The organism is Pedobacter nyackensis (assembly GCF_900176505.1).
In the GTDB taxonomy this organism is placed as follows: Bacteria; Bacteroidota; Bacteroidia; order Sphingobacteriales; family Sphingobacteriaceae; genus Pedobacter; species Pedobacter nyackensis.
Genome location: NZ_FWYB01000018.1, coordinates 65,366 through 84,846, shown reverse-complemented (window position 1 = coordinate 84,846; position 19,481 = coordinate 65,366). Strand labels below are relative to the sequence as shown.

Below are 19,481 nucleotides of genomic sequence, written 5' to 3'. Positions count from 1 at the left end.
AGATTTCTAATTTTACATATCTTTCTCCCCTTAAAAAAAGCAAAAATGAAAAGCACATTGGGTTTAAAAAAAGTAATTGTATTTTCCCTACTGGCCCTGATGGCCCATACATCCGAAGCACAATCAAATAAAAAACCCAATGTGCTTTTCATCATATCAGATGACCTGACAGCTACTGCTTTATCTTCCTATGAAAACAAGGCATGTAAAACCCCGAACATTGATAAATTGGCCAGTGAAGGAACGCGGTATACTAAAAGTTACTGTCAATACCCTGTTTGCGGACCTTCCCGGGCATCCCTTATGTTCGGTTATTATCCAACAGCCACAAAAACCTATGGCTATGTGAGCGGAAGAGAGAATGTAGGAAATCAAAACGCATCACTTCCAGAACTGTTTAAAAACAACGGTTACTATACAGCCCGCGTAAGTAAAATATATCATATGGGAATTCCATCGGATATTGAAAAAGGAACAAACGGAACCGACGATGAGGCATCATGGACAGAGAGATTTAACAGCAAGGCAGCAGAGTGGAAAACCCCTGGGGAAGCAGAATTGGTACAAGATAACCCTGATGGAAAAATTGAAAGAATTGGCGGAAATAAAATGACCATTGTGAAGGCTGATGGTGATGATCTGGTTCATGCAGATGGAAAAACAGCCGAAACCGCCAGCGCCCTTATCCGTAAGCATAAGGCTGAGCCCTTCTTTCTTGCTGTTGGTTTTGTTCGTCCGCATGTACCTTTTGTAGCACCAAAAAAATATTTCAATTCATATCCCTATCAGGATATAACCGTTCCGGATGTTATAGAAAATGACTGGGATGATATTCCTGCAAATGGCATAAACTATGTAACCAGTAAAAATGCCATGATGAATCCTGTTCAGGAACAAAAGGCAATTGCTGCATATTATGCATCGGTATCCTTTATGGATGATCAGGTAGGAAAAGTGTTAAAAACACTAAAAGAAGAAGGATTGGAAGATAATACGATCGTTGTTTTCACTTCCGACCATGGCTTCCATCTTGGGGAACATAAATTCTGGATGAAAGTAAGTCTGCATGAAGAATCGGTACGTGTTCCAATGATTATTAAAGCACCAGGGAAAAAGCCTGCTGTTTGCAATACTTTTACTGAGCTGGTAGATCTTTATCCTACATTGGCCGAGCTGGCAGGGCTAAAGCATTCCAAGCATATTCAGGGAAAAAGTCTTGTAAAAACGCTAAGCAAACCTACATATGCGGTCAGAGATGAAGCATTTAGTGTTTCTCTTAATGGAGATGCATTTCTTTTGAGGTCAAATGAATGGGCTTATATCCAATACAAAGAGGATGCCTCACAGGGGATTGAACTTTACGATATGCTAAAAGATCCCAAACAGTTTAATAATTTAGCCAAAAACACAGACTATGCGCAAACCATAAAGCTGTTACAAAAACGGTTGGCAGATAAGCTTAAAGCTGTTCGAATGAATGGGATTGAAGAAAAATGATACTAGCTTCACATCAGTGTTTGCTCAGCTAGCATCTGATGGGCTGATGATTAATTCTCAGCCCTGAATGTATTTGACACTAATTTTCTAGGACGCTTATTTTTAAACGGCTCAGTACTGCTTGCACTACTTTGTAATTCTTCAGAATGGAAACGGTTAGGTTTAAACACTCTCGGTTTCTCTGCTCTATTCTCATCGGCCGGTTTAACACTGATCTTCCTACCCTTCAACACCATACCATTGATAGCGGCAATTGCCCTATCAGCACCTGCCTGATCCTCCATTTCGATAAAACCAAAGCCTTTATGTCTATGGGTCACTTTATCTTTCAGTAAATCTACGCTGTGTATCATCCCATGGATGCTGAATATGTCAACCAGTTCAGCTTCCTGTATATCTAGTGGGTAACCCACCACAAATAATTTAATCATGAATCTATTTAAAGCTGCAAATTTAAGGTTTAATACCTCAATAAAAGAATTTAGAACTCTTCAATACCCTTATTCCACTTAATTCGAATTTCTCAGTTTCCGGTCCACTATAATCAGTAATAATTGCGTTAATCAAATTCAAATCAGCAAACTTCAAATACGTTTCCTTACCTACTTTACTCGCGTCACAAAGAATGTAAGTATAGCTGCTTTGTTTTGTCATGGCCAATGTATTTGAGGCCTCGCTTTCAGTTCCGGCAAAAAGCCCCGCTCCTGAAATGCCATCAATGCCTAAAAATGCTTTCGATGCCCTATATCTTGCAATATGTTCTTGCGCTATTGAACCATGTATAGCCTGTCGTTTCTGATCAATTTCACCGCCAATCAGATTAAGAGATACTGCAGTACCATTCAATTCATTAACCACTGGCAATGAATTGGTAATCACCTTTATCTTTTTATTTTTAATGAACTGACACAACCTAAATGCGGTACTACCACAGTCGATAAAGATAATATCACCTTCTACGATCTCTTCGGCCGCTCGTTTACAAATTTCATCCTTAGCTTTTATATTTACAGCGGTCTTATTCACAAATGAGACCGGCTTTATCAATTGTTCCACCTTCATCGCTCCGCCGTGAGTACGATAAATATGGCCATCAGAAGCCATTCTAGCCAGATCTCGCCTTACAGTAATCTCAGAAACCCCTAATTCATCGGCCAACCGGCGATTATCTACCTCTCCAAGTTCATCAATAATCTGAAGAATCTTTTGCATTCTCTTTTGAAAAGTCATATCAACACCTTAATTTGGTCAAAAATAATCATAAACAATCACAAACAATCACACATGAATGCTATAAATATAACAAGTACTGAAATTCTATCCGACAGCTGGTACACATTAAAGAAAATATCATTTGAAATCACCGCGAATGATGGCACAAAATCTACTCAGGAACGTGAAGCGTATGATCGGGGAAATGGAGCTACCATCTTGTTGTACAATAGGTCAAATAAAACAGTTGTATTAACCCGGCAATTCCGAATGCCGACTTTTATTAATGGAAATGAAACCGGCTATCTTATTGAATCTTGTGCTGGTTTGCTCGACAAAGACAATGCTGAAGATTGCATCAAAAAAGAAACTGAGGAAGAGACTGGTTTCAGAATAGATAAGGTTCAAAAAGTGTTTGAAGCTTATATGTCGCCCGGTTCAGTTACCGAAATCGTCTATTTCTTTACGGCTGAATACACTAATGAGATGAAGGTACATGAAGGCGGGGGCTTGATAGAGGAAAATGAACATATTGAAGTTTTAGAGCTTCCTTTTGGCAAAGCGATTGACATGATCACTACCGGAGAAATTAAAGATGGTAAAACGATTATGCTTTTACAACATGCCTTAATCAACAAGCTAATGGGGTAAAGGAATTATGACTATTTGCATCTTTTCCATGATTAGAAATTGATATTATGACAAACCTATTCAAATACCATATGTTAAATTATTACTATCAATCTCAATCATTACGCAAGTACACTAGTGATTTCAAAAATACCACCTCACATCTACAAATAGCGCTTGTTTGCATTGATTAAATTTTACCCTTTAGTCATAGCAGTCTACGTCATCGCTCTTTTTAGAAAACGTTCCTAATCTGTTGGAATTTGCTGACAGATTATAATTATGTGGAGGGAATAAAAATGACACGTTTAATATTTAACAAAAGAAACAATATTTTCGATCCCATCTTTAACGACAATATTATACCAGACAGTAAAATCCCAGGGATACCGACTGTCAGCATTAGTGAAACAGACTCTCATTACTATATTAAGCTTGAGACTAAAGGTTTGAGAAAACGGGACCTTATGATTCGTCTCGATAGAAAGCTCTTAAAAATCTCTGTTGAAAAATCGGAAGAAATCGGGAATGTACAGTTCTTTGCGCTACCCGATTCCGTTGATGACAGCAATATTAAAACAAGATTTACAAAGGGAGTATTGAAGTTCAATGTCGCTAAAACAAAAAGGAAAAATAGTGGACAGGCAAAGAAGCATAAATAACACCAAATAACTCTTCTATTCCTGAGTTAACGCGGATAGAAGAGTTAGAAATTTAAGGTAATAGACTAATCAGACGCCTTTTTCTTAGGCACTTTAGCACCTTCTTTTCGTGCTTCGGAAAGCCCAATTGCTACCGCCTGTTTCGTAGAAGTTACCTTTTTACCCGTTCCGGTTTTCAGCGTTCCTTCTTTTTTTTCATGCATAGCTTTTTCTACTTTTTCGCTTGCTTTTTTCGAATACTTTGCCATAACATCATCCCCCTCATATTTCGAATTTATTTGAAGGTTTAGAAATTGCTTTGGAGGCTATAACTTTCTGCTTTCCCCAGTCAAAATCTTCTTTAAAGTCCTCATCAGAATGAAAATAATATCCTTTTTTGTTTATTATTTTATCATCCTCAGGTAGCCTCATTTTCTTTGATTTACCCCTATCCGATTTCATAACATAAGTATTTGTGAATCTCTTAAACAAACGCATATTGGAAAGGTTTCGATTTAATTTACATTCTCTTTGTTATTAATTTTCTGCCTTTCTTCAGGCAAAAAAACTTTCTACCAGAGAATATGACCTAAATGAGTCGTTGAAAATAAGCCCCATTGGCAATCCTGCCAATCTGTAAACATATGGAAGAGCAATCCAACAGCAATTATCCGTGTTTTAGGGAAAAACAATAGTATAAAGTAAACAGCGATAGCGTAATAAGAATGCAAAGGGTGATAACCAATGCTACATCTTCCGGGATCGAAAATTGGCGTGGCGAATAAATGGTCAACATCTACCAACATAGTAGCGATCATGATCAGCCATGCTTGTTTCCATTTATCTTTAAAAAAAATAAATGCGATTAAACCAGGTGCTAAAAAATGTAAACTGTAATGGACTAAAGGCTTTAGGATGTGTAATAAATCGGCGCTCATATTTCCGTAAATCTAAACATTAAGGCTATTCCTTTTTGAATAAAATCCACTTTATTCCTTCAAACTTACCACCTCAACCATGGGCAATGAAACTAATCTTACTTTCCCTTTATCATCTAAAAACTTAAGTCTTAATGTCTTTTTCTCTTTAATTCTTCCGTCCTTGGTATCTCCCAGCAAGACTTTACATACCCCTTCCTGAGTTAAATTCTCCACTTTTTTGCTACCATACTCAATAATCTTATAACCTGTTTTAACCCCTGCCTTTTCCGCAACAGAATTTTTCCAGACAATTCCAACAAAAAAATCATTCCCTTCTATTTTAAGATCAAAACCTGCTGTTTTTCCAATTAAAGCTACAGCATTTTGAACAAGCGGCTCAAAATAAAAGCGTTCATTGATAAAATCCAATGTAACCTTACCGTACTTTAACAGCTGCACACCCAATAAAGAATAAGGATGGTTTCCGGTATTGACTATAGGGTGCTTAATTATAGCCTGTCCAATACTCAGTTCTTCAAACTTTAGTTTAATTTTCTCGCTTTCAGCTTCGGTACCAGAAGCCACCTTAGAGGCTGCACCGTAACCTCTGGCCACAATGTATGGGTCTAATGGCGTTGCCTGGTTTACGTATTTATATGTTTGATTCGCAATGCTATATAGCCCCCCGGTCATTCCCGTATCAAACAATGCATTTTCTATAAAAACTTTTCCAAACTTCAGCTCTACCAACACGGAGTTCTGCGCTTTCAACACAATCATTTTATTCCCAAACCTTTCATCCGGCTTCAGCCCTGCAGAACTACCCGATATAATCAGTCTTTTATTTTGCAAATCTATCTGTACAATATTTTGCTTAAACACATCCAGCCCTAAAAAGCCCTCAATATTCAGACAAGCGAGTTGCGGAATGGTCCTATGCATATCAAAAACAGTAACGGGCACATTGTGCAGCTTTAAGTTCCCAATCTTTAAAGAGGAAAGCTTTGCCCCCTTCATTTCAGTAGTTTTGCTGCTGGCATCTGTTACAGCCTTACCCGAATCTAAAACCAGGTTCATCTCCTGCTGTAATTCTTTAGAGACTAGCGTGGGCGCTCCCGTGTCAAAGAAGAAATTGCGAGGCCTACCCTTTATGTCTACTTTAACAATAATCATATTGTTTTGATACTGAAAAGGTATAGTGTCTGGACTTACTATCGCATCCTGCGCATCAGCACATGAAAAACCTAGCAGCATAAAAAATGCTGCTAGGTAAAATTTGTTTTTCATTTCTGCTATTTATAGGTTTTAGCCAGTTTTAAGGCTTCGTAGGCATTTACAATTCCGCCCGTAGCAGAAAGCGTAGAAAAAAGCACCTCTGTTGGTTTCTCTGCTCCCGGCAACATAATGGCACCAGGTATTTGGGTTACCGATTTAAGCAGGACCTCCTTCAGCTGTAGATAAGTTAAGTCTGGAAAGCGAGACCAAACCAACGCTGCAACTCCACTCACGACAGGGCAAGCCATACTGGTACCCTGCATGTTCTTGTATTCACTACCCGGAACAGTCGAATAGATCTCTGTGCCCGGCGCAAACAGATCCACCGTTGTTTTCCCATAATTGCTAAAAGAGGCTGCTTTGGCTTCGGGGCTAGACGCACCAACAGTAATTGTGTTTCGAGCCTTTGTACCATCTAAAAATACCGCATCTGGGAAAGTCCTATCGACATCCAGGTTTTTCGCATCGTTACCAGCCGCCTTCACAATCAATACCCCGTTTTGTTCGGCATATTTAAATGCATCATCTACCCATTGTTTTTGTGGTGAAAAGGGCTTACCAAAACTCATATTGATAATTTTGGCACCATTGTCAACAGCATATCGGATAGCATTGGCAATGTCTTTATCATACTCGTCTCCATCTGGCACAGCGCGTATGGCCATGATCGAAACATTGTCGGAAATACCATCTATCCCAAGCCTATTATTACGTTCTGCAGCAACAATACCGGCTACGTGTGTTCCATGGTCAATATGAGCTAAGGAAAGTATATTGTTTCCGTAGTAACGAGATGAATTTTCTTTAAAATCATCTCCCATTAAAAATCTGTTATCAACAGCAGAAGCTTTAACACTCAGGTACTCCCTTTCATTTGAAGAAATCATACCCTCCGAATACTTCTGGATAAAAGGAGTCAGTAAAATAGTATCCGGTACTTTCTTAAACATCACTCCCATCATCACGGCCGATTGTGCCAACATAAGCATGCTGTCCGTTGGCTTATAACCGGCATAATCTGCCATATGTAACACCTTTCCCGGGTTTTTCTGCTGAATTTCCTGAACCAGTTTCTTATTTTCTTCTGCCAACTGCTTTGCCACTGTAACAGCAAACTCTTTGCTCCCCAAAACCGATTTTGTAACCACAGAACGGAAATAAGCATACTTAGGATTTTTTCGGTAATCGTCAAAAGAAATGTTTAGGTACTGTTCCCTTAACCGTAGGTATTCCCTATCAGCTTCCAGATTGGTTTTAACCACATTGGTTTTTCCATCAGCAGTGCCAAGGAAATTCCAGCCATGAATGTCATCTATGTAACCGTTCTTGTCGTCATCCTTACCATTACCTTTAATTTCTTTCCTATTAGTCCATAGGATATTTTTCAGATCAGCATGGGCAGTATCCACTCCCGAATCTATAATGGCCACAATAAGCTTTTTCTTTGTTTTACTTTTAGGAAATGCCTGATAGGCTTTATCCAGTTCTATGCCATGTACTCCGTCTTTGCCGAAGGAAAGGTGTTCCCAGTTTTGAGGAGCAACCGGTTTTTTTGCTTTTTCGGCAGTGTGGTTCGCCATTCCCGGGGTCGGTACTACAACCTGTGCATCTACATTTACAACATAGCCTGTGCCTAATAATAAAGCAATGTATAATTTTGAAAATTTCATCTTGATCTTGGTTCTTTTATGATTGTTCTTAGTTTTTGGCAATGGTCTTCAACAGCATCTCTTTAAAGCCCGGTTTACTTGGATATGGCCCATAAGAATCTACAAACTTGCCTTGCTTGTCAATAAAAATATAGCGTGGCATTACATGAAGCATGAGCTTTTGTTCCAGGTTATCCCTGTTATCTGCTTCATTCTTTTTACGCTCCGAAATGAGTTGGATACCTTCAAGCTTCTTTTCTTTCACAAATTTTCTCCATTTTGGTATCGCATCTGTTTGTTCCCAGCCGATAGTCATGAACACCACATCCTTACGGCCTTTCATTTCCTTTTTAACAGCGTCGAAATAAGGCATCTCTTTGATACACACACTGCACCAAGTGGCCCACATATCGATGATTACGGCTTTCCCTTTGAAATCAGATAATTTCATCATTTTCCCATGCTGGTCTGGGAGTTCAAAATCCGGTACCGGTTTACCTGCCATTATCGGGGAGTATAAAGCCAGTTGCTCATTCACTTTTTTCTTAAAGCTTTCGTCCTTAGACAACCGGTTTACATCTCTGATCAGATCTACCATTTCAGCCCCCATCATGTGGTAATTGTTACTCGAAAAAATGTTCATTCCAACAAAGTCGGTTTTCAATTCCTCATTTTTCAAATGGTTCAAAGCATATTTTGACTGGTCGTACATAGTAGGTTCAGGTTTTCCCGACCGATAATGCAGCATTGCCACATAAGCATTGAAAAAATTTGAGAACTCTCTGGTTTCCTTGTTTTGAAATAAAGGATCATTGATACTCAACACTTTTAGCAAGTCGTAAAAACTTTGCGGCAAGGCCGATCTGTCTTTTTGGTTCCTCACAAAATTCCTGCGGGCAGACAATTCTACAAAATCAGCAAATACTTTATTTTCGGTAGCCTTCAAAGGTTGTTGTTTGACCAGCACGGCAGCCCTTTCCCTACAGTTTAGCACCTCTTTTTCAAAGTTTTCCATGTTGATGTCACCTTTCCAAAACAGTTCACTGTTCCAGGCTTTTAAAATTTTCCTTTTTAGGGTATCAACTGCCAGATTCTCCCTTTGTTCAAAGACTGAGTGACCTGACGTTAAAGTATGTCCGGATACCATTCCCGAAAAAAGAAGTAGGAATGAGGCCGCTATGATAAATGATTTCATTTGTGTTTTATATTTAATTATGGTACCAATACTGCATCGCCTATGGCCTGCAAATCAACATTGTGAACAGTTTTGTAATAGTTGATCACCAGGTTATATTTCTGTTTTACCAGTCCTTTTGTATCATTTGTTGGTTTGAGGATGGTATTGTCTAGTGTTGCTTTAGAATTATTCGTTATCGCTTTAACATAAGTCCTAAGGTCATACAGTTGTGGATTATTCTGAGATTTTGCCCTGGTATCTAAAAAGCCATTTGCATACATCGTCGATATTGAAACTGTCAGCGTATAATTACTAACAGAAGCAAAATTGGTTGCCATGGCGACTTTACCGGTACTAAGCATGTAATTCCAGTACTCAATGTGCATATCGCCTTTAAACAACGCTTTTTGCGTTGTGTTCATCGCATCAAATGAAGGCGCAAAGTTGCTTATCGTAATGTGATAATAACCCAAAATTGTATTCGGAAACGTTCCTGCAGTAAGCCCGGTATTGCTTAAAGTATTATCAGCACTATTTGGATTTACCAGTCTTTTCAGATTTTTGGCTAAAAGAACTTTAAAAGGCAGTGTCCTCTTCAAAAAGGTATCGGGATAAAGACTCAGCCAGTTTTTCTGCATAAAGGGCAAAACTTTTGCGACAGCCGCTTCATCAGCCTGCTCACAAGAAAATCTAGTGCTGAATAAATTATCTGTACCAACGGCAGCCGGCACCCAGGCAAAATCTACAGCAGGGTTAAATTTATAAAGAAAGTAACTACCATAATTTTGATAGATGTTAACCAGGTCCGTATCAAAAGCATTTGTCCCCTGCGGAAGCTTGTATTCAATTTTGGATACACTGGGCTCAAGCACTTCCTTTTTTTTGCATCCCGGCAAAACAAATCCCAGGAAAACTATCATTAAAGCTATGTATTTCATCATCTAAAAGTTTAAGGGTTTTGTACAAGTTCAGAATTGGCACGAGTCGCGGTTTGCGGAATCTGCAAAGTAAACTCACTGTCGCCCGGTGAGATGCTTTTTGAGTCTGTTCCGGTAGCCGACAGCTGTATGGAATGGCTAACCGGCAAATTCCATCTTCTCAGATCAAACCATCTCTGGTCCTCAAAGCACAATTCCCTACGACGTTCTGCCTTGTAAAACTCAAACAGTGCTGCAGGATCAGTAATATTAATGTTCTGGAATTTAGAAGTAGTAATGCGTTTGGAACGCAACAAATTCAGATCAGCCAGCGCTTCACTAATCCCCTGTACATTACCAACAAAAGCTTTTTGGATATTGGCCTCTGCCCTGTTCAAATAAGCTTCAGACACTCTAAATGCCTTACTATTCTGTACAATGGCAGTTAATGATCCGTATTTAAAGCCATAAAATTTGTACCAATTCAAAACTCCTGTATTCTGATTGTACTGTCCTGCATAATTAAAGTACAACACATTTCGTCTGTCATCAGGTCCATAAGCATCGGAAAGGGCAGCAGACACTGTAAAAGCAGCCTTTTCAAACAAAATCCCCGGAACTCCAGCACCTAAAGGCGCATTCGCATAATCCCCATCATATCCATATCCCCAGTATACTTCCGGACTAACCAGGGCATTGGCCATCTGGTATGCAGGACTTGGTCCATCAAAGCCAGATGGAGGATTGGCCGCTACTTCATTCAGGTTCTTCAGGGTTGATTTAACAGCGAGTGCCTTTGTGGCGTAATCTATACTCTTGTCCCATTGCTTTGAATACAAATAAACTCTTGAAAGCAACAGGCAGGTTGCACCCACACCCGGATGATAGATATTAGAAGCAGATGTGGAACTTAATAAGATATGGGCCTCCAGCAGATCTTTCTCTACCTGGGTGTAAACCTGGGCAACCGTTGCTCTTTTAATCAATTCTCTGGTCACGTCCGAACTCAGTACCAAAGGCACCCCTAAATCACTATCCGGGTCGCTTCCATTTGCTCCGTATGCTTTACCATATAGATTAACAAGGTTAAAGTAATAGAAGCCACGAAGAAATAAAGCTTCTCCCTTTATTTTGGCCTTTTCAGCTGGCGATCCCGAAACCTTATCCAGATAATCCAACACCACATTACATCCTTTTATTCTTGAATAATAGGTAGTGTAACTATCGCTTCCGGATATACCTGAAACTGGCATATCTTCAAACATTGTTTTTTTCCACAGAAAGGCGGGTGCCCATCTGGATAAGGCCGCAATTTGAAATGGATCGTTCAGATAGTTGGCTTCAACATCATCTGTGATCACATCTATATAAGTATGGAATGGATCGGTCAATGGGAATCCTTCACCAAGCAGCGTTTGTGCCAGGTCGGATGCAGTAGTAGGTCGCAATAAATTCTGATTGCTTTCTTCCAGAAACTTTTTACAAGATCCCAATAGTAAAGTAAATGAGAGTAAACCTAAGGTTATATATTTTTTCATAACTGTCTGATTAAAAACCTACGTTTAAGGTTAGCGAATACGTTCTTGGAATTGGCAGGTTGTTTCCTGATACCTCAGGATCTATCCCTTCAAGCTTGCCCGACGCGATATAAAAAAGATTGGTTACAGATGCCTGTAAACTACACTGCTGTATACCTGCTTTAGCCAGCATTTTTGGTGGAATGGCGTAAGTCAGACCAATATTCCTGCAGCGCAGGTAATCGGCATCAACAACCCTTACTGTTGAATAATCATACAGGCTATATATTGGATAGCTTGAATTACCGATATAGGTAAAAGATATATTCGCTGTAGGCAATGAAGGAATATTGGTAAATGCCTCATCCCCAGGTTTCCTCCAGCGATCGTTTAATATCGAAGACAGGTTTTGCGTTGGGTATGGTGCAGACTGGTTGCTGTTGTTGTACAATGGTGCCAGAAACTTTTGTGCCCCGACGCTAACCGTAAAACTCGAGTTCAGACTAAAACTCTTATAGCGGATATTCGTACCAAATCCACCTGTAAATTTTGGATCAAGTTGTCCTGCATAATCCATTAACAGCGAAACATTCTTTTTGCTGGCATCTGTTAATGTTGGGATATTGAAGGTTGGATAGCCAGTTACAGGATCCAATCCTTTGTAGTTAAAAGCAAAAAAACTGCTGGCGGCATACCCCTCTATATAAGCGGTACCATTGGCCAGAGCGTTCCAGGTTTCAAGTTGGTTGTTTCCAGATTTCGTAACCTGATTAAAATTCCTTGCTGTATTGAAATTAACCGCCCAGGTAAAGTTTCTTGAACTAACAGGCACAAAATTCAGGTAAAGTTCATAACCATGGTTGTTGATATTCCCTGCATTTACAGGCATGGTGGCCACTCCATATTCAACTGGAATTACAACTTCTGCAAGTGCATCAGTGGTCTTTTTATTATAATAGTCTACACTTCCCGAAATACGGTTACTCAAGAAAGCGAAGTCAAGCCCTAAATTTACCGTTGCTGTTTTCTCCCAGCGTAGGTCAGGATAGCCCAGGCTTTTTATATTCAGCAGTCCCTCTCCTGTTACGGTACTAATGGATCTGGTTGGATACCGCAGTATCAGTTCAGGTCCGAAGTTTTCAGCCACATTTCCCTGGAAGCCATAAGTTCCCCTGATAGAGAACTGGCTCAGCCATTTCAGCTTGTCACTAAAAAACCCCTCTTCCATTACATTCCACTTTATGCCTGCAGACCAGATGGGAAGGAAACGGTTGTTTGTAGATTGGCCGAACCTGTTGGATGCATCGGTTCTGATGGTAGCATTAACCACATATCTATTGTCCCAGTTATATGTAGCTGTACCAAAGTAAGACACGAAATTAGCTTTCTGATCTGTTATGCCAGGTATGCTCCTGTAGAGTAAGGGACTTTGAAGCGGTACTGAACCTATATTGGTTGGAAGATAAGTAATTGGAATCTCTGCAAAAGTACGTCCACGCTCGGGCATGTAACCGAAATTGGTTTGTGTAAGGCCATCATATATAGAACTCTTTAATTCAGATCCGACAAGTACCATCAGGTTATCCTTCTTTGCCCTTAAAGATTTGTTAAAAGCGATGGTATTCCTGAAAGTATATGACTGGTTGTTAACTCCTGTGGTATTCAGCACACCACCTTGCGGCAAATAGGAAGCAGCATAAGCAGGTGTACCCGGAACTGCAGAGTTATAAGCATTCATCCGGAAATTTTGCCCGATATAGTAAGATTGAGCTGCCGCGTAACTTTCTCCATTCGTTTGGGTATAAGTTATACCTAGAAGCGATTGAAAGGTAAAGTCCTTCAAAAATTTGTAATCCAGGTTTGTAGTGGCAGAAAAGTTAGTCGATTTATTCTTATTCCCTGTATGATCCCTTTCATTAAGGATACTAAAAGCCGCAAAATCATTGCTCTTTTTATAGGCATAATAGCTACCGTCTTCATTATAAGCTGGAATGGTCCTGCTGGTATTGAAAGCATAATTAAAAGGATTGATCTGGTAAAAACCAGTTGTCTTCCCCATATTGCCCCCTAACCTAAAGCCCAGTTTTAATTTTTTGGATACATCTACATTAATACTCAGGTTCCCGTTGTAGGTGTCCTGCCCATTACCAATGGTATTTCCACGGTTATTTGCATACCCCATAGAGGCATAATATCTGATCTTATCGGTTCCTCCCGATACGCTTAAAGAGTGATTCTGGCTAAATGGATTCTGGTATAGTAAACCAAACCAATCCGTGTTCATGGTTTCCAATTTCCCCACCTGGGTGTTAAACTGTTCCTGGGTAATGGTTTTATTAAGTAGCTTGGTTAAATACCCTTCATACGAAAGGTTATCCGGTGTAAATTGAAAGCTTAAGCCTCTGGCATAAATTTCTTTAGAAACATCTATACGCTCCTTGGAATTCATCAGGTTAAAATCATCATAAGATGGTGCTCCTGAGATAGACAAATTAGTCACATAGTTAAATCTGGCAGGACCAGCTTTACCCTTTTTAGTAGTAATCACAATTACCCCATTCGCAGCTTTAGTTCCATAAATAGCTGTTGCCGAAGCATCTTTCAAAACAGAAATATCCTGGATGTCTTCAATATTTAAAAAAGAAACCGAGCTACCAATCAAGTCCCTTATCCCGTTGCTGCTGGTGGTATTGATCAGCGAATAATCAAAAGGTAGACGATCTTGCTGGATAATGCCATCCACTACCCAAACAGGCTCCTGGTTACCCAGTAAAGTAGACGTTCCCCTTACCCTTACTTTTGGCGAGGAACCGATTATCCCTGTCTGGTTGGCTACCGAAACACCGGCAAGCTGCCCCTGCAATAGCTGATCAATACTCCTGATACCCGCAGCCTTAATGTCATCAGCCTTTACAGTTGCTATCGAACCTACCATATTACGTTTTGTAATATCCTGGTATCCTGTAGAGACCGTTACCTCGTTCAACACATTTGCTGAGGTATTCAGTTGTACATTTTGTTTAACTTCTGTAACTCCAACTGCGTTAATGGAAGTTTTAAATGCTTCAGCACCTACATAGCTAAAAATTAGCATTGACCCTCTCCTTACATTGATGCTGTAATCCCCATTGTTGTTACTGGTGGTTGCATGCTCATTCTTTGAATCCCTAATGCTAGCACCTGGAAGTGGGTTACCATCTTCATCAGTAATCTTTCCTGAAACATTCAGCATAAGCCCTAAATATTCGCCTGCTTTGGTAGTCTCCCCTACAAGCAGAATATTTACCACATTGTTGTCAATGGTATATTTTAAATTGGTATCCTTAATCAAAAGCTTAATCACTTCTGTTATGGATTCATTTTTTACATTGATAGATAGTGGGCCGTATTTATCCAGCTCCTTTACATTGTAAAAAAACTCCATATCAACCTGCTTTTTAACCTCATTAAGTATAGCGGTACGCTTTGCATTTTTCATGTTCAGCGTAATTTTCTTACTCTGCGCAAAACTAGTCTGACTAATCAGCAGTAGGAATATGAATGTAAAAACGAGTTTTTTTAGGCAAAGCAATTTCCCTCCGATAATCGGTTTAGTAAATTTTTCTCTCATTGAATAAGCTTTTGTGGTTAGTTGATTTTGTGGTGGTTATTTATTTTTCTTATTGTATATGTATATCGTTTGACCTGATATTTTGTATTTAAGTTCATTAGATCGTTCTATAACTGATAAAACGTCTGTAATATTTTTTGATTTACGAAGTTTACCGCCAAATCTGAGTGCTTTAAGGTCTGGCGACTCGAAATCTACCTGATAATCATACCAACGTCCCACCTGCTCCAACACCTCTTCAAGTGAATTGTCGTTAAACACCAACCAGCCATCTTTCCATGCAGTATAAGGATATACATCCACTTCAGATTTGCTAAGACTTTGTGTCAGCGGATCAAAATTAGATTGCTCACCCGGAACCTGGAAAAGTGGTGCTTTACCTTTGCGGTTTACGCTGATACTTCCTTCTACCAGAGTAGTGCTGATTTTTTGATTAAAGGTATTGATGTTGAAGGATGTTCCCAGCACTTCAACCTGCATTCCATTCAGGTTCACCATAAATGGTGCATGTTTATTTTTGGTTACTTTAAAGTAGGCTTCTCCACTTTCCAGATAAACCATCCTTTCTCCCGCTCCGTTTAATACCGCCGGGTAGCGCAACCTGGTTTCAGAGTTCAGCCAAACTTCTGTTCCGTCGCTCATCACCAGTTTATACTCTCCGCCCCTCGGCACTACCAGGGTATGGTAAACATTAACTGCTGCCTTGGCCGATTGGTAGCTGATTGCCCTTGCAGAATCTGACAATACCGCTGTCCCATCAGTTATTTTTTGTTTTGTTTTATTATTAAGGGAGATAGATGTTCCATCTTCCAGGATCAGAATGGCTTTATGTTTATCCACTATGTGCTTAGCAACGTTCGATTGATCTGTACTTTTTAGCGTATTTCGCAAAGCGAACCATCCTAATCCTACCATTAAAATAATAGACGCTGCATAAGCCATATAGCGCGCAAACGGATTTAAACGAACCTTTACCGGCACATCCATTCTCTCCTGTATGGCCAACCATCCTTCTTCCACATGTATTTGAGGAGCCCTAATTAAAAGTTCCTGAGAAAGCAGTATTTCCCTGATTTCTTCCAACTGAACTTCTTCATCTGCATGCAAAATATCTGCTGCCTGTTTATGCAGCAGAACAGCCTCTTTTTGCTGTAACTCAGCAACGAATGCCTGCACTTCAGAAGAATTATACTGATCGTAGTTGTCCATATCTGTAGGTATGTGATAAAAAAATGAAAACGGGTGATCGGAAATGAAAAAAAATTAAAAGTTTTTTATTGACGATAGTAAAATGACCAGGATGGTAAGGTCGTTCATATCCTCACGGATAAAAGCATAGGCTTTTTTAATCTGGGTTTTTACAGTATTAATAGATATACCTAACTGATCAGCGATTTGCTGATAGGTTAACCCTTCTTTATTGCTTAAAACAAAGATCTTTTTCCGCTCTACCGGCAATTTCTCAATAGCCAGGGCTAAGCGATCGTGCATGGTTTCATTTTTAAGCAGCTGATTTAATTCCTCTTCCGGATCGAGGCTTTCTATCTCCAGAGCGTGATCATCCAGGCTAATGGTCAGTTTTTGCTTATTCTGATGTGCCATACACAGATATTTGACCGATCGGGCAGCATACGCTTCCAACGATGATTGAATGTTCAGCTTATCCCTCCTGTTCCAAAAATCAAGAAAAAAATCCTGTACCATGTCCTTTGCGACATCCATGTCTCCCACATGTCTGAATGCCATCAAACACAAGAAACGATAGTTATCTCTCACAAAGCTTTCGAACTGAACTGGGGTAATTATCCCCCCATTTTCCTGTGCCATTTATCTGTTAACCAAGCATAAACTATTTAAGGAGCGCAATAATCCATGCAATTATAAGATTTAAATACAATAAAGTCGCAAGAGATGATGGTAAATTGGTTGTTCTTAGCAGTTTAAATATTTTTATCTTTACAACATGAGAAAAACGCTACTAATATTAGTTGCAGCGATTGGACTAGCTGCATGTTCAAAAACAAAATCTTTTGAATCTGTTTCGAAGGGAATGACAAAGGATAAAGTAATTGAATTGATCGGTGAACCTGAACAGAAAATGCCAATGTTTATTGCCGAATGGTGGATGTATCCTACAGATAATAAGGTAATCGTAATGCACAGCGATACCGTACTAAGAGTCGTGATGGATTTAAAATCTGTCCAGGACAGTATGAAATCTATGGGTACTGAACTTCAAAAATTACAAGATCAAATGAAAAACCTGTCAGAAGGCGTAAAATAATACAAAGGCCCTGAGGTCATCAGGGCCTTGCTCTACCTATAAAAAGAGCCTGAAATACTAAATCAAGAATTTACTTCTTTAGTTCAATAGTTGCCAATACCGGAAGGTGATCAGAAGCATATCCTTCGTTTATAATCCTGTAATCTTTCACAGTAAACTTTTCTGGTTTATTCAACATGATGTAATCAATGGTCCGATTAGCATTTACAGAAGGAAAAGTAAACGGACAATTAGATGCACATGCATAAGTTAACTGCTGCTGCAATATTTTGATCGTATTTGAGGTTGGCTGCGCATTCAAATCTCCGGCAATGATCAAAGGCTTATCTAAAACCTTAATATGATTTACAAGCTCCTTTGCCTGGTGATCTCTATTCGCATCAGAGGTTAAATGATCAAGATGCGTAGAGGCGAAATTAAATCCTATACCTTCTTTTTCAACAACAATCATAGCTACAGATCTAAGTTCACCACCGAGTTCTGGGGTTACTGAAAGTTCATACCTTTTACTTTCAATAATAGGCAAGCGTGATAAAACCGCATCACCAAATTGCCCACCCTGGTAATCAATTGCTTTTGTATAAAAATAGTACATCCCGGTAAGTTTTGCCAATTCCTTCGCCTGATCTACGTCTTTGCCAGATCTCGTCGTATTCACGTCTACCTCCTGCAATGCCACCAAATCAGGTTTCTGTAAATTAATCACATTTGCTATTGCCTGAAGATTCCTTGCCGAAGCGACTTCAGACGGAGGATTACCGATGTGAATATTATAGGTCATAACTTTAATCACAGGACTTCCTTTTACCGGATCCACAGGTACTATCGGTTCTTGTTTACTTTTACCACAAGCTGCTGTCAGTAAAAATAATAGTGTAAAATGAATAAACTTCATAATTATGATTCGCTGTTTTGATTACTTATATAAGGTAAACTGAGTGATTACCGGCAAGTGCGCACTGGTAGATGCAGTACCTACAGTATACCCCAAAATCTTGAAATCCTGAGATGTCCTGTACATGATAAAATCAGAATAATTTACAGGTGTTGCAATGGGTGTATTCGCCGGACAGGTGGTACAAGGATACTCCCAGTTTTTTCCAGCCATAGTTAAATACAAAGGTCCATTTACTGGCCTGTCGTTAAAATTTCCGGCAAGGATCATTGGTTTGTCTTTATAGTTTTCCGTAATTCTGATCAATTCAGCAAGCTGTACATCCCTAACTGCTACAGTGGCATTAAGATGCGTACCTGCAAAAATTATTTTCTGACTGTCATTAACCTGCAATTCAACTACCGCAAGCGGTCCTTTTTCTACGTTCGTATTTCCTGTTGGGAGTATAAATGTTTCCTGCTTTACAATCGGATATTTAGAAAAAACTGTTGCTCCGTATTGGCCTCCCTGATAGGCTGCTATAGATGGGGCGAAAACATAGTTAGGCATTCCGATTAATCCTGCAAGCACTTCAGCCTGATCCATTCCATTACTGCGGGTTGTTTTAATATCCATTTCTCTCACCAATACAATGTCAGGCCCTTGGGCATTAACAATATTTGCAACCGCATTCATATCCAATGCGGTACCGCCCTTACCTACACTCAATACCTTAAACGACATCCCCTCACGTTGCGCTTCTACCCTAAAAAAGGTAGTTTTCAGCGCTTCGTTTACAGGTTTATTACCACTAACCTCAGCAATACTTACCGGAAGCAGATATTGCTTAAATTGCTGTAAAACACCTTTCGTTTTGATCTTTATTTTTAGTGGAGCCGTGGATATTTGTCCCTTTTTGATTATACCGGCGGTCCCTTCAAACGTATAGCTGTCTGCAGGTAAAACGGCATAACTGGTTTCATTAGCCTGATTATATCCCGCCACCAACTCCGGACTTGCTTTGAAGGATACCTGCACATCTTCTTCCAGGTCGGCTGGCCCGCCGTAAGAGGCACCAAAAATAATGGTGTTCAATGTATCCGCCATTATAAAAGTTCTGCTTGCCGGCGATTCTGCCGCCTGAGACATATATATTTTAACATAGTCATCAGGATTTGCTATAGCCATATCGTATTTACAAGACGTAAATAATCCACTTGTCAGGAAAATAGCAATTATATATAAATATGATTTTAATTTCATGTCATTAGCCTTAAA

At 39.5% G+C, this 19,481-nt stretch carries 19 protein-coding genes; 4 read left to right on the top strand and 15 right to left on the bottom strand.

The window, feature by feature from the left end:
- The first annotated feature begins 45 nt into the window (after positions 1-45).
- Positions 46-1,497: a sulfatase gene (locus B9A18_RS22480; protein WP_084291805.1), complete on the top strand. Its 1,452-nt coding sequence runs from the start codon at positions 46-48 to the stop codon at positions 1,495-1,497.
- A gap of 50 nt (positions 1,498-1,547) precedes the next feature.
- Here B9A18_RS22480 and B9A18_RS22475 read toward each other — a convergent pair whose 3' ends face one another.
- Together B9A18_RS22475 and B9A18_RS22470 are read right to left on the bottom strand one after the other, a co-directional pair.
- On the bottom strand, positions 1,548-1,928 hold the full coding sequence (locus B9A18_RS22475) for an RNA recognition motif domain-containing protein (protein ID WP_084291804.1): 381 nt from the start codon (positions 1,926-1,928) through the stop codon (positions 1,548-1,550).
- A gap of 37 nt (positions 1,929-1,965) precedes the next feature.
- Positions 1,966-2,709 (bottom strand): DeoR/GlpR family DNA-binding transcription regulator, encoded by a 744-nt coding sequence (locus B9A18_RS22470; protein ID WP_200816424.1) that lies wholly within the window; start codon positions 2,707-2,709, stop codon positions 1,966-1,968.
- Between the two features lie 72 nt (positions 2,710-2,781).
- Between B9A18_RS22470 and nudK the strand changes: the two genes are divergently transcribed.
- Positions 2,782-3,360, top strand: a complete 579-nt coding sequence (gene nudK / locus B9A18_RS22465) for a GDP-mannose pyrophosphatase NudK (RefSeq protein WP_084291842.1) — start codon at positions 2,782-2,784, stop codon at positions 3,358-3,360.
- A 278-nt stretch (positions 3,361-3,638) separates the two neighbouring features.
- Entirely contained in the window at positions 3,639-4,001 is a 363-nt protein-coding gene (locus tag B9A18_RS22460) for an Hsp20/alpha crystallin family protein (RefSeq protein WP_084291802.1), read from the top strand.
- A gap of 65 nt (positions 4,002-4,066) precedes the next feature.
- Here the strand turns inward: B9A18_RS22460 and B9A18_RS22455 are convergent, their stop codons facing one another.
- From B9A18_RS22455 to B9A18_RS22405, 11 genes are all read right to left on the bottom strand, one after another.
- Positions 4,067-4,249: a DUF6496 domain-containing protein gene (locus tag B9A18_RS22455; protein ID WP_084291801.1), complete on the bottom strand. Its 183-nt coding sequence runs from the start codon at positions 4,247-4,249 to the stop codon at positions 4,067-4,069.
- A gap of 13 nt (positions 4,250-4,262) precedes the next feature.
- A complete protein-coding gene (locus tag B9A18_RS22450) occupies positions 4,263-4,442 on the bottom strand; it encodes a hypothetical protein (RefSeq protein ID WP_084291800.1) in 180 nt (59 codons plus the stop codon).
- A gap of 110 nt (positions 4,443-4,552) precedes the next feature.
- Positions 4,553-4,918, bottom strand: coding sequence for a DUF6122 family protein (locus tag B9A18_RS22445; protein ID WP_084291799.1), 366 nt, complete (start codon positions 4,916-4,918; stop codon positions 4,553-4,555).
- 51 nt (positions 4,919-4,969) lie between these two features.
- Positions 4,970-6,187 carry an aspartyl protease family protein gene (locus B9A18_RS22440; protein WP_084291798.1) on the bottom strand — a complete coding sequence of 406 codons (1,218 nt, stop codon included), beginning with the start codon at positions 6,185-6,187 and terminating at the stop codon, positions 4,970-4,972.
- A 5-nt stretch (positions 6,188-6,192) separates the two neighbouring features.
- On the bottom strand, positions 6,193-7,845 hold the full coding sequence (locus B9A18_RS22435) for a S8 family peptidase (RefSeq protein WP_144009593.1): 1,653 nt from the start codon (positions 7,843-7,845) through the stop codon (positions 6,193-6,195).
- 28 nt (positions 7,846-7,873) lie between these two features.
- Positions 7,874-9,019 (bottom strand): TlpA family protein disulfide reductase, encoded by a 1,146-nt coding sequence (locus B9A18_RS22430; RefSeq protein ID WP_084291796.1) that lies wholly within the window; start codon positions 9,017-9,019, stop codon positions 7,874-7,876.
- Between the two features lie 17 nt (positions 9,020-9,036).
- Positions 9,037-9,942 (bottom strand): hypothetical protein, encoded by a 906-nt coding sequence (locus B9A18_RS22425; protein WP_084291795.1) that lies wholly within the window; start codon positions 9,940-9,942, stop codon positions 9,037-9,039.
- 8 nt (positions 9,943-9,950) lie between these two features.
- The gene (locus B9A18_RS22420) at positions 9,951-11,456 is read right to left on the bottom strand and encodes a RagB/SusD family nutrient uptake outer membrane protein (protein WP_084291794.1); all 1,506 of its coding nucleotides are present in this window, start codon (positions 11,454-11,456) and stop codon (positions 9,951-9,953) included.
- A 10-nt stretch (positions 11,457-11,466) separates the two neighbouring features.
- Positions 11,467-15,045, bottom strand: coding sequence for a SusC/RagA family TonB-linked outer membrane protein (locus tag B9A18_RS22415; RefSeq protein ID WP_084291793.1), 3,579 nt, complete (start codon positions 15,043-15,045; stop codon positions 11,467-11,469).
- 36 nt (positions 15,046-15,081) lie between these two features.
- On the bottom strand, positions 15,082-16,254 hold the full coding sequence (locus B9A18_RS22410) for a FecR family protein (protein WP_084291792.1): 1,173 nt from the start codon (positions 16,252-16,254) through the stop codon (positions 15,082-15,084).
- A gap of 54 nt (positions 16,255-16,308) precedes the next feature.
- Entirely contained in the window at positions 16,309-16,872 is a 564-nt protein-coding gene (locus B9A18_RS22405; protein WP_084291791.1) for an RNA polymerase sigma-70 factor, read from the bottom strand.
- Between the two features lie 136 nt (positions 16,873-17,008).
- On the opposite strand from B9A18_RS22405, the gene B9A18_RS22400 reads away from it, so the two are divergent.
- Positions 17,009-17,329 (top strand): lipoprotein, encoded by a 321-nt coding sequence (locus B9A18_RS22400; protein WP_084291790.1) that lies wholly within the window; start codon positions 17,009-17,011, stop codon positions 17,327-17,329.
- 70 nt (positions 17,330-17,399) lie between these two features.
- Here the strand turns inward: B9A18_RS22400 and B9A18_RS22395 are convergent, their stop codons facing one another.
- Positions 17,400-18,224 carry an endonuclease/exonuclease/phosphatase family protein gene (locus tag B9A18_RS22395; RefSeq protein WP_084291789.1) on the bottom strand — a complete coding sequence of 275 codons (825 nt, stop codon included), beginning with the start codon at positions 18,222-18,224 and terminating at the stop codon, positions 17,400-17,402.
- A gap of 21 nt (positions 18,225-18,245) precedes the next feature.
- A complete protein-coding gene (locus B9A18_RS22390) occupies positions 18,246-19,466 on the bottom strand; it encodes a BT_3987 domain-containing protein (RefSeq protein ID WP_144009592.1) in 1,221 nt (406 codons plus the stop codon).
- Positions 19,467-19,481 lie beyond the last annotated feature (15 nt).

What these genes read in the sequence shown, in the direction of transcription:
- B9A18_RS22425 (WP_084291795.1), bottom strand. Translation starts at nt 9,942, where the DNA reads ATGATGAAATACATAGCTTTAATGATAGTTTTCCTGGGATTTGTTTTG.
- B9A18_RS22470 (WP_200816424.1), bottom strand. Translation starts at nt 2,709, where the DNA reads ATGCAAAAGATTCTTCAGATTATTGATGAACTTGGAGAGGTAGATAAT.
- B9A18_RS22415 (WP_084291793.1), bottom strand. Translation starts at nt 15,045, where the DNA reads ATGAGAGAAAAATTTACTAAACCGATTATCGGAGGGAAATTGCTTTGC.
- B9A18_RS22475 (WP_084291804.1), bottom strand. Translation starts at nt 1,928, where the DNA reads ATGATTAAATTATTTGTGGTGGGTTACCCACTAGATATACAGGAAGCT.
- B9A18_RS22460 (WP_084291802.1), top strand. Translation starts at nt 3,639, where the DNA reads ATGACACGTTTAATATTTAACAAAAGAAACAATATTTTCGATCCCATC.
- B9A18_RS22440 (WP_084291798.1), bottom strand. Translation starts at nt 6,187, where the DNA reads ATGAAAAACAAATTTTACCTAGCAGCATTTTTTATGCTGCTAGGTTTT.
- B9A18_RS22395 (WP_084291789.1), bottom strand. Translation starts at nt 18,224, where the DNA reads ATGAAGTTTATTCATTTTACACTATTATTTTTACTGACAGCAGCTTGT.
- B9A18_RS22445 (WP_084291799.1), bottom strand. Translation starts at nt 4,918, where the DNA reads ATGAGCGCCGATTTATTACACATCCTAAAGCCTTTAGTCCATTACAGT.
- B9A18_RS22455 (WP_084291801.1), bottom strand. Translation starts at nt 4,249, where the DNA reads ATGGCAAAGTATTCGAAAAAAGCAAGCGAAAAAGTAGAAAAAGCTATG.
- B9A18_RS22405 (WP_084291791.1), bottom strand. Translation starts at nt 16,872, where the DNA reads ATGGCACAGGAAAATGGGGGGATAATTACCCCAGTTCAGTTCGAAAGC.
- B9A18_RS22400 (WP_084291790.1), top strand. Translation starts at nt 17,009, where the DNA reads ATGAGAAAAACGCTACTAATATTAGTTGCAGCGATTGGACTAGCTGCA.
- B9A18_RS22390 (WP_144009592.1), bottom strand. Translation starts at nt 19,466, where the DNA reads ATGAAATTAAAATCATATTTATATATAATTGCTATTTTCCTGACAAGT.
- B9A18_RS22435 (WP_144009593.1), bottom strand. Translation starts at nt 7,845, where the DNA reads ATGAAATTTTCAAAATTATACATTGCTTTATTATTAGGCACAGGCTAT.
- B9A18_RS22480 (WP_084291805.1), top strand. Translation starts at nt 46, where the DNA reads ATGAAAAGCACATTGGGTTTAAAAAAAGTAATTGTATTTTCCCTACTG.
- B9A18_RS22410 (WP_084291792.1), bottom strand. Translation starts at nt 16,254, where the DNA reads ATGGACAACTACGATCAGTATAATTCTTCTGAAGTGCAGGCATTCGTT.
- B9A18_RS22420 (WP_084291794.1), bottom strand. Translation starts at nt 11,456, where the DNA reads ATGAAAAAATATATAACCTTAGGTTTACTCTCATTTACTTTACTATTG.
- B9A18_RS22430 (WP_084291796.1), bottom strand. Translation starts at nt 9,019, where the DNA reads ATGAAATCATTTATCATAGCGGCCTCATTCCTACTTCTTTTTTCGGGA.
- B9A18_RS22450 (WP_084291800.1), bottom strand. Translation starts at nt 4,442, where the DNA reads ATGAAATCGGATAGGGGTAAATCAAAGAAAATGAGGCTACCTGAGGAT.
- nudK (WP_084291842.1), top strand. Translation starts at nt 2,782, where the DNA reads ATGAATGCTATAAATATAACAAGTACTGAAATTCTATCCGACAGCTGG.